This is a genomic window from Pseudomonas sp. CAM1A (assembly GCF_047501685.1).
In the GTDB taxonomy this organism is placed as follows: Bacteria; Pseudomonadota; Gammaproteobacteria; order Pseudomonadales; family Pseudomonadaceae; genus Aquipseudomonas.
In genome coordinates, this window is the sequence record NZ_JBFNXP010000003.1 from 881,499 (window position 1) to 894,879 (window position 13,381).

General features: G+C 65.9%; 14 protein-coding genes and 1 pseudogene. 7 read left to right on the plus strand and 8 right to left on the minus strand.

All coding sequences use genetic code 11. The features are described from left to right. Positions 1–136: 136 nt before the first annotated feature. Positions 137–838, plus strand: coding sequence for an orotidine-5'-phosphate decarboxylase (pyrF, locus tag ABZO33_RS12515; protein ID WP_094010694.1), 702 nt, complete (start codon positions 137–139; stop codon positions 836–838). A 47-nt stretch (positions 839–885) separates the two neighbouring features. On the opposite strand, the gene ABZO33_RS12520 is transcribed toward pyrF, so the two are convergent. Continuing rightward, complete coding sequence (locus ABZO33_RS12520) at positions 886–1,887, minus strand: NADP-dependent oxidoreductase (protein WP_414536276.1); 1,002 nt, start codon at positions 1,885–1,887, stop codon at positions 886–888. A gap of 176 nt (positions 1,888–2,063) precedes the next feature. Here ABZO33_RS12520 and ABZO33_RS12525 point away from each other — a divergent pair, with 176 nt between their 5' ends. After that, complete coding sequence (locus tag ABZO33_RS12525; RefSeq protein ID WP_414536277.1) at positions 2,064–2,825, plus strand: SDR family oxidoreductase; 762 nt, start codon at positions 2,064–2,066, stop codon at positions 2,823–2,825. Here ABZO33_RS12525 and ABZO33_RS12530 read toward each other — a convergent pair. Then, positions 2,776–3,957 carry an MFS transporter gene (locus tag ABZO33_RS12530; protein WP_414536278.1) on the minus strand — a complete coding sequence of 394 codons (1,182 nt, stop codon included), beginning with the start codon at positions 3,955–3,957 and terminating at the stop codon, positions 2,776–2,778. The two genes, ABZO33_RS12525 and ABZO33_RS12530, sit on opposite strands and share 50 nt — an antisense overlap. Before the next feature lie 115 nt (positions 3,958–4,072). Here ABZO33_RS12530 and ABZO33_RS12535 point away from each other — a divergent pair, with 115 nt between their 5' ends. The 3 genes and pseudogenes from ABZO33_RS12535 to ABZO33_RS12545 all read left to right on the plus strand — a co-directional run bounded on the left by ABZO33_RS12535 (position 4,073) and on the right by ABZO33_RS12545 (position 7,524). After that, entirely contained in the window at positions 4,073–5,470 is a 1,398-nt protein-coding gene (locus ABZO33_RS12535) for a PLP-dependent aminotransferase family protein (RefSeq protein ID WP_414536279.1), read from the plus strand. A 968-nt stretch (positions 5,471–6,438) separates the two neighbouring features. Beyond that, positions 6,439–6,666: pseudogene (locus ABZO33_RS12540) on the plus strand (HAMP domain-containing protein); the annotation flags it as partial. Then, on the plus strand, positions 6,661–7,524 hold the full coding sequence (locus ABZO33_RS12545) for a methyl-accepting chemotaxis protein (RefSeq protein ID WP_414536348.1): 864 nt from the start codon (positions 6,661–6,663) through the stop codon (positions 7,522–7,524). The pseudogene ABZO33_RS12540 and the gene ABZO33_RS12545, both read left to right, overlap by 6 nt. Positions 7,525–7,630: 106 nt before the next feature. Here the strand turns inward: ABZO33_RS12545 and ABZO33_RS12550 are convergent, their stop codons facing one another. Further along, the gene (locus ABZO33_RS12550) at positions 7,631–8,821 is read right to left on the minus strand and encodes a benzoate/H(+) symporter BenE family transporter (RefSeq protein ID WP_414536280.1); all 1,191 of its coding nucleotides are present in this window, start codon (positions 8,819–8,821) and stop codon (positions 7,631–7,633) included. Positions 8,822–8,965: 144 nt separating this feature from the next. On the opposite strand from ABZO33_RS12550, the gene ABZO33_RS12555 reads away from it, so the two are divergent. Beyond that, positions 8,966–9,568 (plus strand): glutathione S-transferase family protein, encoded by a 603-nt coding sequence (locus tag ABZO33_RS12555; RefSeq protein WP_414536281.1) that lies wholly within the window; start codon positions 8,966–8,968, stop codon positions 9,566–9,568. A 43-nt stretch (positions 9,569–9,611) separates the two neighbouring features. On the opposite strand, the gene ABZO33_RS12560 is transcribed toward ABZO33_RS12555, so the two are convergent. The 5 genes from ABZO33_RS12560 to ABZO33_RS12580 form a co-directional block, all read right to left on the minus strand. Beyond that, a complete protein-coding gene (locus tag ABZO33_RS12560) occupies positions 9,612–9,983 on the minus strand; it encodes a glutathione S-transferase N-terminal domain-containing protein (protein ID WP_414536282.1) in 372 nt (123 codons plus the stop codon). A gap of 58 nt (positions 9,984–10,041) precedes the next feature. Next, positions 10,042–10,587 carry a GTP cyclohydrolase I FolE gene (gene folE / locus ABZO33_RS12565; protein ID WP_110736603.1) on the minus strand — a complete coding sequence of 182 codons (546 nt, stop codon included), beginning with the start codon at positions 10,585–10,587 and terminating at the stop codon, positions 10,042–10,044. A 69-nt stretch (positions 10,588–10,656) separates the two neighbouring features. Next, complete coding sequence (locus ABZO33_RS12570) at positions 10,657–11,217, minus strand: Smr/MutS family protein (protein ID WP_414536283.1); 561 nt, start codon at positions 11,215–11,217, stop codon at positions 10,657–10,659. 72 nt (positions 11,218–11,289) lie between these two features. Beyond that, entirely contained in the window at positions 11,290–11,610 is a 321-nt protein-coding gene (locus tag ABZO33_RS12575) for a hypothetical protein (RefSeq protein ID WP_023631548.1), read from the minus strand. Positions 11,611–11,698: 88 nt separating this feature from the next. Beyond that, a complete protein-coding gene (locus ABZO33_RS12580; protein ID WP_414536284.1) occupies positions 11,699–12,289 on the minus strand; it encodes a cysteine hydrolase family protein in 591 nt (196 codons plus the stop codon). Between the two features lie 179 nt (positions 12,290–12,468). Between ABZO33_RS12580 and prmB the strand changes: the two genes are divergently transcribed. Continuing rightward, the gene (gene prmB / locus ABZO33_RS12585) at positions 12,469–13,377 is read left to right on the plus strand and encodes a 50S ribosomal protein L3 N(5)-glutamine methyltransferase (RefSeq protein WP_414536285.1); all 909 of its coding nucleotides are present in this window, start codon (positions 12,469–12,471) and stop codon (positions 13,375–13,377) included. The last annotated feature ends 4 nt before the right edge of the window (positions 13,378–13,381 follow it).

Genomic DNA, 13,381 nt, shown 5'->3' on the forward strand with positions numbered 1-13,381 from the left:
AGCCATTGCCGCAGCCGTTGGTTCAATTATAGGAGCCACCCCCACCCAGGCCAATTCTCATGACCCACGGCCCCCAAACCCCCCGCCACTTCGTTTACAATGCGCGCCGTTTACGACCTGCCAAGAGACCCTGCCCATGTCCGCCTGCCAGACGCCCCTGATCGTCGCCCTGGATTTCCCCACCCGTGACGCCGCCCTGAAGCTGGCCGACCAGCTCGACCCCGCCCTGTGCCGGGTCAAGGTGGGCAAGGAACTGTTCACCAGCAGCGCCGCGGGCATCGTCGAAACCTTGTGCAGCAAGGGCTTCGAAGTGTTCCTCGACCTCAAGTTCCACGATATCCCCAACACCACCGCCATGGCGGTCAAGGCTGCGGCCGAGATGGGCGTGTGGATGGTCAACGTGCACTGCTCCGGTGGCCTGCGCATGATGTCGGCCTGCCGTGAAGAGCTGGCCAAGCGCAGCGGCCCGCAGCCGCTGCTGATCGGCGTGACCGTGCTGACCAGCATGGAGCGCGAGGACCTGGCCGGTATCGGCCTGGATGTCGACCCGCAGGAGCAGGTGCTGCGCCTGGCGGCGCTGGCGCAGAAGGCCGGCATGGACGGCCTGGTGTGCTCGGCGCTGGAGGCGCCGGCTCTGAAGGCTGCGCATCCGTCGCTGCAACTGGTGACCCCGGGTATTCGCCCGGCGGGCAGTGCCCAGGATGACCAGCGCCGGATTCTGACCCCGCGCCAGGCACTGGACGCCGGTTCCGATTATCTGGTGATTGGGCGTCCGATCAGCCAGGCGGCGGACCCGGCCCAGGCGTTGGCTGCCGTGGTGGCTGAAATTCGCGGTTGATCCGAGATACCGCGGCGCGGGCTGCGTGTGAGCGCAGCCCGCAATGATCAGACCTTCAGCACCAGCTTGCCGAAATTCTCCCCGCTGAACAGCTTGAGCAGCGTCTCGGGGAAGGTCTCCAACCCCTCCACCACATCCTCCTTGCTCTTCACTTTGCCGCTGGCCAGCCAGCCGGCCATTTCCTGCGCGGCCTTGCCGTACTCCTTGACATAGTCCATCACCACGAAGCCTTCCATGCGCGCGCGATTGACCAGCAGCGCCAGGTAGTTGGCCGGGCCCTTGACCGCTTCCTTGTTGTTGTACTGGCTGATGGCGCCGCAGATCACCACCCGGGCCTTGAAGTTCAAGCGCGACAGCACCGCGTCGAGGATATCGCCGCCGACGTTGTCGAAGTACACATCCACGCCCTTGGGGCATTCGCGCTTGAGCCCGGCCAGCACGTCCTCGGCCTTGTAGTCGATGACCCCGTCGAAGCCCAGCTCCTCCAGCAGGTACTGGCACTTCTGCGCGCCACCGGCGATGCCCACCACGCGGCAACCCTTGAGCTTGGCGATCTGCCCGGCAATGCTGCCGACCGCGCCGGCGGCGCCGGAGATCACCACGGTTTCGCCGGCTTTGGGCTGGCCGACATCGAGCAGGGCGAAGTAGGCGGTCATGCCGGTCATGCCCAGTGCCGACAGATAACGGGGCAGGGGGGCCAGGCGCGGGTCGATCTTGTGCAGGCCCTGAGGCTCTCCGGTGAAGTAGTCCTGTACGCCGAGCGCACCGCTGACATGGTCGCCGGGCTTGTAGTCCGGGTGCTTGGAACTGACCACCTCGCCGACGCCAAGGGCACGCATCACCTGGCCGAGGCCCACAGGCGGGATATACGACTTGCCTTCGTTCATCCAGCCGCGCATGGCAGGGTCCAGGGACAGGTAAAGGTTCTTCACCAGCACCTGGCCTTCGCCTGGCTCGGTGGCAGGGGCCTGCTCATAGGTGAAGTCGTCACGGCGCACGGCGCCGACCGGGCGCTTGGTCAGCAGGAAACGGCGGTTGGTGTGGGGCATGGCGAGTTCTCCTGAACGAGTGTGAGAGGGGATGATCGGCGGGTTGAATGGGCCGCGTCACGCAAGATCACTGCGAACGATAGTAGTCCAACCGTGCCCTTGATGATGCTGCCCAGCCCAGCGGTGCCCTGACTAGACTCAGCCACGACTTTCCCATCCTTTTACAGGAGCCAGTGATGAGCATGACTTTCTCCGGCCAGGTTGCCCTGGTCACCGGTGGCGCGGCGGGTATCGGCCGGGCGACGGCCCAGGCGTTTGCCACCGAGGGGCTGAAGGTGGTGGTGGCCGACCGTGATGTGCACGGTGGCGAGGCCACGGTGGCACTGATTCGCCAGGCTGGTGGCGAAGCATTGTTCATCGCCTGCGACGTTACCCGCGACGAAGATGTGCGGCTGTTGCACGAGCGGGTGGTCGAGGCATACGGTCGCCTGGACTACGCCTTCAACAATGCCGGCATCGAAATCGAGAAGGGGCGGCTGGCCGAGGGCAGCGAGGCGGAGTTCGACGCGATCATGGGCGTCAACGTCAAGGGCGTCTGGCTGTGCATGAAGTATCAGTTGCCCCTGCTGCTGGCCCAAGGCGGTGGCGCCATCGTCAACACGGCCTCGGTGGCCGGCCTGTCGGCGGCGCCGAAAATGAGCATCTATGCCGCCTCCAAGCATGCTGTTATAGGACTGACCAAATCGGCGGCCATCGAGTACGCGAAGAAGGGCATCCGGATCAATGCGGTGTGCCCGGCGGTGATCGATACCGACATGTTCCGCCGCGCCTACGAAGCCGACCCGCGCAAGGCCGAGTTCGCCGCGGCGATGCACCCGGTCGGGCGCATCGGCAAAGTGGAGGAGATCGCCAGCGCGGTGTTGTACCTGTGCAGCGATGGCGCGGCCTTCACGACGGGGCACAGCCTGACGGTCGACGGTGGCGCGCTGGCGATCTGACCGAGGCCAACCACAGGGCCAGTGCCACCGCCGCGCAGCCCAGCAGCAGCACACCACCAAACACGATCAAGGCCAGCCTTGACCCAAGCCGGTCACTGAGCAGCCCGGTGAAGATCACTGGCAGGCTGAACCCCAGATAGGCCAGCAGAAAGAACCCGGCACTGGCCCGGGTTTTTTCCTGGCCGGCCAACTGATTTACCGCCGCCAGCCCGCCCAGGTAGATGAAGCCATAGCAGGCGCTGCTGGCAGCCACGGCGCCCGCCAGCACGCCCACCAGGTTGCCACTGTCGGCGCCCCAGGCCAGCAGTGCATAGCTGCACGGCAGGATCAGCAGCCCGAGCAAGGTCGCTCGGGCACTGGCCATGCGCCGGGCCAGAGGCTGGAACAGCAAGCCGCAACTGATCACGCAGAAGGTCGAGAACCCCGACCAGGTGCTCAGGCCGTGCTGGCGCAGAATCCCTGGCAGCAGGGCGATGACCAGCCCGACGCAGGCCCAGGCCAGCAGGATCGCCAGGCCATAGGCCAGGCTGCCGCTGGGATAGCAGGGCAGGCGCAGCATGGCGCTGCGTTGCGTCGGGCGTGGGTCTGGCAGGCACCAGACAAGCGCCAGGGCAAAGGTGGCGAGCGCCAGTTGCAGATGGAAGCTGCCCGGGGTGAGTGTCTGTCCGCGCAGCAGGAACAGGCTGGTCAGCGCAGCGCCCAGGCCAAAACCCAAGGAAGTGCTGGCGGTGACCCAGATCGCGGCGCGGCCACTTTCGCCGGGCCGCATCAGCTCGCTCATGTAGGCCGTGGCCGTGGCCGACGCCAAACCGGTGCCCAGGCCCAGGAACAAGCGCGCCACGCCCAGGGATGCCAGGCTGGGGGACAGCAGCATGATCGAGGTGGCGATCATCGACAGGGCGAGTGCGACCAGGATCAACGGGCGTCGCCCGACGCGGTCGGCCAGGCCGCCGAGGGCCAGCAGCACTGGCAATACACCGAGCACGTAGCCGGAGAAAGCCACGGCGGTCGCTGCGGCGCCTTGCCCGGAGAGGTCGGCGTAGGTGATGTACAGCGGGGCCTGGAGGTTTACAGCAAGGGTAATCAGGCACAGGGCGAAGGCCAGCAGGGCGGGGGCGTGGCGAGTGGGCATGGGCGGTTTCCGCAGGATCGATTGCGTCAGCATCGGCCCTGGGTGGCTGTTCGCCAAGGTACACCCAGTACGGATTTGTGTTTAACTGTTTGCCTGAAATAAGCGAACACTTGGCATGCACTTCAATCTTGATCGCGGTCTCCCCACACCCTTGGTTCAGCAGCTGACCGAGCAGTTGCAGGCCTGGATCACTCGGCAGCGCTTGCGCCCGGGTGCACGCCTGCCATCGATCCGCACCTTGGCCAAGGCCCAGGCGGTCAGCGCGTCGTGCGTGATCGAAGCCTACGACCGGCTGGTGGCCAGCGGCTGGCTGGAGGCACGGCACGGTACCGGCTTCTTCGTCGCCGAGCGCAAGCCAGGCCTGCGGCCCGACCCCGGCGAGCCGTGGGGCGAGGCGATCGACGGCAGCTGGCGGCAGTTTCGCGAAGGGCATGAGCAGCTGCTCAAGCTCGGCTGCGGCTGGTTGCCCGTGGCCTGGCGAGCCGAGGCTGAACTGGCCCAGGCCATCCGCCAGGTCAGCCGTGGCGCGCCCGAGGCACTGTTCGACTACTGCCCGCCCCAGGGCCTGGCGAGCCTGCGCCTGCAACTGCACAAAGGGCTGGCGCGGTTGGATATCGCCGCGGAACCTGAGCGCATCGTCACCACCCAGGGTGCCAGCCATGCCCTCGACCTGCTGGTGCGGACCTTGCTGGCGCCGGGCGACACGGTGCTGGTGGAGCGCCCTGGCTACTACAACCTCTACAACTTGTTACGCCTGCACGGCGTGCGCATGCTCGAGGTGCCGCGCACTGCCAGTGGTCCAGACCTGGCCGCGCTCGAGCAGTTGCTCGCCGAACACCGCCCGCGCTGTCTGTTCATCAACAGCCTGTACCAGAACCCGACTGGCACCAGCCTGACGCCCAAGGTCGCCTATCGCCTGCTGGAGCTGGCCCGCGGGCATGACCTGCGGATTGTCGAGGATGACCTCTATGCCGACTTCCAGGACGGGCCGGCGACGCGGCTGGCGACCCTCGACAGCGAGCAACGGGTGATCTACCTGGGCAGCTTCTCCAAGACCCTCAGCAGTTCGCTGCGGGTCGGCTATGTAGTGGCCGATCCGCCCTTGGTGGCGCGTCTGGCCGAACTGAAGATGGTCGCGGGCATCGGCACCTCGCGCTTCGCCGAGCAGGTGGTCGGGCAGATGCTCGCCAACGGCAGCTACCGCAAGAGCGTGCAGCGCCTGCGGCTGCGTCTGGGCCAGCACCGGGCGAGGACGTTGGGGTTGCTGGAGGCCTGCGGCTGGGAGGTGTTCTGTGAACCCGTCGGTGGCATGTTCGTCTGGGCCCGGGTACCGGGGCGCGGCTTCGCCGAACTGGAGCGGCTGGCGCTGGAGCATGCGGTGCTGCTTACCCCGGGCAGTGCCTTCGATCCTCAGGGCCGGGCCAGTGAGTGGCTGCGTATCAATGTCGCCTATGGACAGGATTTGCGGGCCGAGGCGTTCTTCCGGCATGCGGGGCGACCTCTGGCGGTCTGAAAGCGACACGCTCATAGCTAAATGACACCATTGGCGCGTCTGGCTCTTGTGACGGAGTCGGCGCCGTTGTCACTCTTGCTGTCGTAAAGTCCGACAAGGCGAGGGGATGGGGGATGGCGGCGACCAAGCACGGTGTACTGGCCAACCTGGGCATGGCGCGCAAGCTCGGCCTGGGCTTCGCCCTGGTGTTGCTGCTCACCCTGGTGGTGGCTGCCATCGGTGTATACGCCCTGGCCAATGTCGGCCAGCGCTTCGATGGGCTGCGGCAGATGGCCCAGTTCAATACCGATCTGTTGAAGCTGCGCCAGCACGAACAGGCCTTCGCCCTGCGCTCGGACATCAAGGAGGCCGATGCCCTGCGCACGGGGCTGCAGGGGCTGGTGGAGCGGGCCCAGGCAGTGCCGGCACTGGCCTCGACCGAGGCCGATCTCAATGCCTATGGGCAAGCTTTCGACCAGTTCGTCCAGGCGGTGCAGGCCAAGGAGCTGGCGCTGGACATGGCCAGCTGGTCAGTGTCGAGCGTGGCCAACAACCTCGATGTGCTGCAGGCCGGCCTGGCCGACGATGGCACCTATACCCTCAAGCAGTCCCAGGGGCAGCAGGGCGGTGAGTTCCTGGAACAGGCCGGGCAGGTGGCGCAGGTGTCGCGGCTGATGCTGCAGGCCATGGACGAGGCCCGTGTGCGCCTGGACCAGAGCCGCAAGGGCGGTGAAGCCAGCGCCGAGGGACGCATCGCCCAGACCGTCGAAGCGGCGACCCTGGTGGACCAGCTCAAGGCTTCGGTCGCCGATGCCGGCTACCAGAGCGTGCTGGGCGAAGTGGCCGGGCATATCGGCAGCTTCTCCGAAAAGCTCAACGAGTACACCGACCTGCTGGGCCAGGAGCGGGGTATCAAGGACCAGTTGCAGGCGCGTGCCGAGCAGGTTACCGCGCGTGTCGACCAGGTGTATGCCGATCAGGAGCAGGCCATGCAGGCCGAACTGGCACGCAACGCCGTCGCCATTACCGCGGCCACGGTACTGGCGCTGCTGGTAGGTGTGCTTGCGGCCTGGTTGATCACCCGCGCCGTGGTCGCGCCGCTCAAGCGGGTGATCAGCCGGGCCCGGCGCATTGCCGCAGGCGAGCTGGGCATCGAGGCCGAGCCGCCGCGTGCCGACGAGGTCGGCCAGTTGTTGCAGGCCATGCAGCAGATGGCCGAGGGCTTGTCCGGTGTCGTCAGTGGCTTGCAGCAAGGTATCGAGCAGTTGGCCGGCAGTGCCCAGGCCTTGTCGGCAGTCACCGAGCAGACCAACCGCGAAGTCGGCAACCAGAAGGACGAGACCGAACAGGTGGCCACCGCCATGCAGCAGATGACCGCGACCGTGCACGATGTGGCGCGCAACGCCGAGCAGGCAGCCCAGGCGGCCCAGGCTGCCGACGACAAGGTCGAGTCCGGGCAGCAGGTGGTGCGTCAGAGCATGCAGCGCATCGAGCAACTGGCGCTGGCCGCCGAAACCGCCAGCAGCGGCATCGACAGCCTCAGTGCCGAGATCCATACCATCGGTGACGTGCTCGAGGTGATCAAGAGCGTGGCCGAGCAGACCAACCTGCTGGCGCTCAATGCCGCGATCGAGGCGGCGCGTGCCGGGGAGCAGGGGCGCGGCTTCGCGGTGGTGGCCGACGAAGTGCGCGCCCTGGCGCGGCGTACCCGGCAGTCCACCGAGGAGATCGAGCGCCTGGTCGCCAGCCTGCGCGGCAATGCCCAGCAGTCGGTGCTGCAGATCCGCGGCAGCACCGAGCTGGTGCGCCTGGCGGTGGCCGACACGCTGCAGACCGAGAGCGCCCTGGGCAGCATCGCGGCGGCGGTGTCGTTGATCCAGCAGATGAACCAGCAGATCGCCGCGGCGGCCGAGCAGCAGAGCTCGGTGGCCGAGGAGATCAGCCGTAGCGTCACGCAGATTCGCGGTAGTGCCGACCAGGCGGCACTGGCGATGGAGGACAATGCCCGTTCAAGCGTCGAACTGGCGCAGTTGGGCAGCGACCTGAAGGGGATGGTCGGGCATTTCCGCTTGTGATTAGCTGTGGCGGCCCTATCGCGGGGCAAGCCCGCTCCCACGCTCAGTGAGCGTGCACACATGGGAGTGGCATGCGTGGGAGCGGGCTTGCCCCGCGATAGGGTTGTCAGCCCTTGCGCGGACTGAGGATCAGCAAGGTCAGCACTCCCGCCACGATCCCCCAGAACGCCGAGCCGATCGAAAACAGGGTGAACCCCGACGCCGTGACCATGAAGGTGATCAGGGCCGCTTCGCGCTCGCGCACCTCGCCCATGGCCACGCTCAGGCCGTTCATGATCGAGCCGAACAATGCCAGCGCCGCGATCGACAGCACCAGCTCCTTGGGCAGGGCGCCGAACAGTGCCGCCAGTGTCGCGCCGAAGGTGCCGGCGATACCGTAGAAGATCCCGCACCAGACCGCCGCCGTGTAGCGCTTGGCCGGGTCTTCATGGGCATGCGGCCCGGTGCAGATCGCCGCACTGATTGCTGCCAGGTTGATCCCGTGGGAGCCGAATGGCGCCAGCAGCAGCGAGGCGAAGCCGGTGGCCGAGATCAGCGGCGAGGCCGGCACCTGGTAGCCGTCGGCGCGCAGCACGGCGACGCCGGGCATGTTCTGCGAGGTCATGGCCACCACGAACAGCGGGATGCCGATGCTGATGGTCGCCGCCAGCGAGAAGCTTGGCGTGGTCCACACCGGGGTTGCGACTTCCAGCTGGAAGCCGCTGAAGTCCAGCAGCCCCAGGGCGCCGGACAGCGCCGTGCCGACCAGCAGCGCGGCCAGAACGCAATAGCGCGGCGACAGGCGCTTGACCAGCAGGTAGCTGAAGAACATGCCCAGCACCAGTACCGTGCGATGTTGAGCGGCGACGAAGATCTCGCTGCCGATCTTGAACAGGATGCCGGCCAGCAGGGCCGAGGCCAGGGAGGCAGGAATGCGCCGCACCAGGCGTTCGAAGCTGCCGGTCAGGCCGCAGATCAACACCAGCACGGCGCAGGTGATATAGGCGCCGATCGCTTCGCCGTAGCTCACCCCGCCAAGGCTGGTGATCAGTAGTGCCGCGCCGGGTGTCGACCAGGCCACGGTGATCGGCGTGCGGTAGCGCAGCGACAGGCCGATGTTGCACACTGCCATGCCGATCGACAAGGCCCAGATCCATGAGGAAATCTGCGCGCTGGTAAGGCCGGCCGCCTGGCCAGCCTGGAACATCAGCACCAGCGAGCTGGTGTAGCCGGTGAGCATGGCGATGAAGCCGGCGACGATCGCCGACGGCGAGCTGTCCGCCAGCGGCCGCAGGCGCGCTGAGGTGGCATCGGTCATAGGGCATTCCTTGTGCAGGTGTAAGCAGTTTTTTCAGGCTACCGTGCCATGGCGTGATCCTTGCCATACAGCAGGCATTGCATTTAGCCGTACAGTCGCCAACTATGGGGCATTACTACGCAACTGCGTGAAAGGGGAGGGGCGATGTACAAGGTGTATGGGGATTACCAGTCGGGCAACTGCTACAAGGTCAAGCTGATGCTGAGCCTGCTCGACCGCCCGTATGAGTGGCACCCGGTGGACATTCTCAAGGGTGAGACGGAAACGCCCGAGTTCCTGGCCATGAACCCCAACGGCAAGGTGCCGGTGCTCAAGCTCGAAGACGGCACCTGCCTGTGGGAATCCAACGCGATTCTCAACTACCTGGCCGATGGCAGCGAGTTCCTGCCCAGCGAACCGCGGTTGCGCACCCAGGTGCTGCAATGGCAGTTCTTCGAACAGTACAGCCATGAGCCCTACATCGCCGTGGCGCGGTTCATCCAGTTCTACCTGGGGCTGCCGCAGGAGCGGCTGGAGGAGTACAAGGGGCTGCACAAGGGCGGCTACAAGGCGCTCAAGGTGATGAACAAGCAGCTGGAAATGACGCCCTACCTGGTCGGTGAGCAGTACTCGATCGCCGACGTGGCGTTGTACGCCTATACCCATGTGGCGCATCAGGGGGGCTTCGACCTGACCGATTATCCGGCAGTGAAGGCCTGGCTGGCACGGGTGGCCAGCCATCCTCGGCATGTGCCGATGGTGGATTGATCGGCCTCATCGCGGGGCAAGTCGCATCGGCGATGGCGATCTGTCAGATCGCCGCGAAGCGCTTGTCCAGATAGGCAATGATGTCCTTGGACTCGTACATCCAGGTCACCTCGCCTTGTTCCTCGATACGCAGGCACGGCACTTTTACCCGGCCACCGCCTTCGAGCAGTGCCTGGCGGTGCTGCGCATCGTTCTTCGCATCGCGCAGAGCCACCGGCACATTGAGGCGGTGCAGGGCACGGCGGGTCTTCACGCAGAAGGGGCAGGCGTGGAACTGGTACAGCGCCAGGCCCTTGGCCTGCTGCTCGACCTGGGCCTGGGCCGCGGCATCGCGCTTCTTTTTCGCCGGGCGGCTGATCCAGTCGCCGAACACGATAAGCTGGCCGAGGCCGACCCGCAGGGCTTTGACGATCATGGGCAACTCCTGAAATGAAAAAGCCGACCCCATGGGGTCGGCTCGGGACACAGGCCGATCACTTGATCAGGCTGAGGAACTCGCTGCGGGTGGAGGCGTTGTCGCGGAACTCGCCGAGCATCACCGAGGTGAGCATGGTCGAGTTCTGTTTTTCGACACCGCGCATCATCATGCACATGTGCTTGGCCTCGATGACCACCGCCACGCCCGCGGCGCCGGTGACCTGCTGCACGGCCTCGGCGATCTGGCGGCTGAGGTTTTCCTGGATCTGCAGACGGCGAGCGTACATGTCGACGATCCGCGCCACCTTCGAAAGGCCCAGCACCTTGCCCTTGGGCAGGTAGGCCACGTGGGCCTTGCCGATGAACGGCAGCATGTGGTGTTCGCACATCGAATACAGCTCGATATCCCGGACCAGCACCATTTCGCTGTTGTCGGAGGTGAACAACGCGCCGTTGGTCACTTCTTCCAGGGTTTGCTCATAACCGCGGCAAAGGTACTTCATGGCCTTCGCTGCCCGCTTGGGCGTGTCGAGCAGGCCCTCGCGGGAGACATCCTCGCCGATCTGGCTGAGGATCGCGGTGTAGTTCTGTTCCAGGGACATGGATCTACCTGTGGAAAATTTCGCAAAGACGAAGGGTACGGCGGCGACGGCGGCGCTGCAAGCGCGATGTCACTCGTCGCGGCCTTCGAGCATGGTTCGCTTGAGCATCACGTAGACCGCGCCGGTGCCGCCGTGGCGGGCCTGACACGAGGTGAAACCGAGCACCTGCGGGTGCTGGCGCAGCCAGGTGTTGACGTGGCTCTTGATCATCGGGCGCTTGCCGTCCAGGCGCGCGGCCTTGCCGTGGGTGACCCGCACGCAGCGCACTTCGAGCTTGGTCGCTTCGGCGATGAAGGCCCACAGCGTCTCGCGGGCCTTCTCGACGTTCATGCCGTGCAGGTCGAGGCTGCCCTCGAAGGCGATCTGGCCGAGCTTGAGCTTGCGCAGCTGGGTTTCCTGCACGCCGTCACGCCGCCACATCAGCTCATCCTCGGCGCCGACGTCGATGACGAACTGGTCGGACAGGCCGTCGATCACCAGCGTCTGCTCGCTGCGGATGGTCGCCGCATGGCGCAGGCCTGCCAGCTGCTTGCGGTCGGCATTGGGTTTGCCGACTTCGGCGCGATCGTGCTTGATCGGCTTGACGCCCTGCACTTGGCTGCGGAAGAGGGAAAAGTCGTCGTCTTGCATGGTGCCTCCACGTGGGCGGCGTAGTTTACGCGACTGTCATCGCGGGGCAAGCCTGGCCCCGCGCACGGCGTGTCAGTCGTGCTTCTTCATCAGGTGCGGCGACAGGTTCAGCTCGCGCCCGCGGCGCAGGCGGATACGGCTGCGCCGCCACAGGCGCACGCCGAAGTACAGCAGGGCCAGCCCGACGACGGTCAGTGTCGCCGACAACGGACGGTTGGCATTGAGTTCGGCCAGGGCAGCGTAGTTGCCCAGCAAGCCGGCGAAGCCGGCCATGGCCAGCAGGATGCCCAGGGTGGCCAGCAGTACCGAGAGTGCCGCGGCGATGCGCGCGCCCCAGTTGCTCGGCTCGCGCTGGCGCAGGCGCTTGGCATCGAAACTGCCTTTGAGCTTCATTCGAATTCCTCAGGATCGGGTGGTGCTGATCCGGATTTCGACCTGCGGGTCACCTTGGGGTTCCGCCCGTCCGCCGGGCGGTCGTGGGTCAGACCAGGCTGGCGGTGGGGGCGACGCAGGCGAAGTTGTCGGCCATCACGGCCATCTCGCACTGGTGGATCTGCGCAGCGGGGATCACGGTGTCCTTCAGGGCCAGGTCACGGGTCGCCGAAGCATCTTCGACCAGGGTGCAGCGATAACCATAGTCCTTGGCGCGGCGCACGGTGGTGCTGACGCTGGAGTGGCTCATGAAACCGCAGACGATCAGGTCCAGCGGGCCGAATGCCTGCAAGGTCTCGTGCAGTTTGGTGTTCTTGAAGGCGTTGGGCATGCGCTTCTCGATCACTACCTCGCCTTCGCGCGGCTCCAGCCCGGGAATGAACTCGCCGGCCGGGCCCTGCGGGTCGAAGTGACCGCCAACGGTGCCGAGGTGGCGGACATGGATGATCGGGCGGCCGGCCTTGCGGGCGGCGTCGAGCAACCTGGCAATGTTCGCCACGGCCTCGTCCATGCCCGACAGCGCCAGCGGACCGCTCAGGTACTCCTTCTGCGCATCGATGACGATCAGGCTGGCTTGGCTCAGCTTGGCCGGCGGATAGTCGCGGCCAGTGAGGCGGAACATCGTGGTTGGAACGGACATCAAGGGCTCCTTGGGTAGGGCTTTTGTGTACCTATTCTCCCTTGCCTTGGCGCCAATGTGAATGGTTGACAGCGCAGGCGGCGTGGTTACTGGCTTGTGGCTATCCATTCGGCCATCGGGGCGAACATTTGTGCGGTGTGGGCTGTTAGACTTTTGTCCTGTCTGAAAAGGAGTACCCCGTGATCACATCCCGCCTGCGCACCCTGCGCGACCACATCCGCTGGGCGGTCAGCCGCTTCCATGAGCATGAACTGTTCTTCGGCCACGGCGCCGACAATGCCTGGGACGAGGCCCGCCTGCTGGTGCTCGGCGCGGTGCACCTGCCCTGGGAGGTGGCCGACAGCTATCTGGACTGCGCACTCGAGGATGATGAGCGGGTACGTCTGCAGCACCTGCTCAAGCGCCGCATCGAAGAACGTGTGCCGACCGCCTACCTGCTGGGTGAGGCCTGGTTCTGCGGCATGTCCTTCATCGTCGACGAACGCGTGCTGGTGCCGCGCTCGCCCATCGGCGAGTTGATCGAAAAGCGCTTCGAGCCTTGGCTGGCCGCCGAGCCTGCGCGCATCCTCGACCTGTGCACCGGTTCCGGTTGCATCGGCATCGTTGCCGCCGAAGTGTTCCAGGACGCCGAGGTAGTGCTGGCCGACCTGTCGTTCGACGCGCTGGAGGTGGCCAACCAGAACATCGAGCGCCATGGCCTCGAGGAGCGGGTGTACACCGTGCAGGGCGATGGTTTTGCCGGGCTGCCGGGGCAGCGCTTCGACCTGATCCTGTCCAACCCGCCATATGTCGATGCCGAGGACTTCGGTGACATGCCGGCCGAGTATCACCACGAGCCCGAGCTGGGCCTGGCCTGCGGCAACGATGGCCTGGACCTAGTGCGGCGCATGCTGGCCGAGGCGGCCGACCATCTGACCGACAAGGGCCTGATGATCGTCGAGGTAGGCAACAGCCAGGTACACGTCGAGTCGCTCTATCCCGAGGTGGACTTCGCCTGGCTGGAGTTCGAGCGCGGTGGGCACGGGGTGTTCATGCTGACGGCCGAACAGTGCCGGCAGCATCAGGAGCTGTTCAAGGCACGGGTCTGACTGC

Bases quoted from the DNA above. Each gene is read 5' to 3' on its own strand.
- pyrF (WP_094010694.1), top strand. From the start codon at position 137: ATGTCCGCCTGCCAGACGCCCCTGATCGTCGCCCTGGATTTCCCCACC.
- ABZO33_RS12520 (WP_414536276.1), bottom strand. From the start codon at position 1,887: ATGCCCCACACCAACCGCCGTTTCCTGCTGACCAAGCGCCCGGTCGGC.
- ABZO33_RS12525 (WP_414536277.1), top strand. From the start codon at position 2,064: ATGAGCATGACTTTCTCCGGCCAGGTTGCCCTGGTCACCGGTGGCGCG.
- ABZO33_RS12530 (WP_414536278.1), bottom strand. From the start codon at position 3,957: ATGCCCACTCGCCACGCCCCCGCCCTGCTGGCCTTCGCCCTGTGCCTG.
- ABZO33_RS12535 (WP_414536279.1), top strand. From the start codon at position 4,073: ATGCACTTCAATCTTGATCGCGGTCTCCCCACACCCTTGGTTCAGCAG.
- ABZO33_RS12545 (WP_414536348.1), top strand. From the start codon at position 6,661: ATGGCCGAGGGCTTGTCCGGTGTCGTCAGTGGCTTGCAGCAAGGTATC.
- ABZO33_RS12550 (WP_414536280.1), bottom strand. From the start codon at position 8,821: ATGACCGATGCCACCTCAGCGCGCCTGCGGCCGCTGGCGGACAGCTCG.
- ABZO33_RS12555 (WP_414536281.1), top strand. From the start codon at position 8,966: ATGTACAAGGTGTATGGGGATTACCAGTCGGGCAACTGCTACAAGGTC.
- ABZO33_RS12560 (WP_414536282.1), bottom strand. From the start codon at position 9,983: ATGATCGTCAAAGCCCTGCGGGTCGGCCTCGGCCAGCTTATCGTGTTC.
- folE (WP_110736603.1), bottom strand. From the start codon at position 10,587: ATGTCCCTGGAACAGAACTACACCGCGATCCTCAGCCAGATCGGCGAG.
- ABZO33_RS12570 (WP_414536283.1), bottom strand. From the start codon at position 11,217: ATGCAAGACGACGACTTTTCCCTCTTCCGCAGCCAAGTGCAGGGCGTC.
- ABZO33_RS12575 (WP_023631548.1), bottom strand. From the start codon at position 11,610: ATGAAGCTCAAAGGCAGTTTCGATGCCAAGCGCCTGCGCCAGCGCGAG.
- ABZO33_RS12580 (WP_414536284.1), bottom strand. From the start codon at position 12,289: ATGTCCGTTCCAACCACGATGTTCCGCCTCACTGGCCGCGACTATCCG.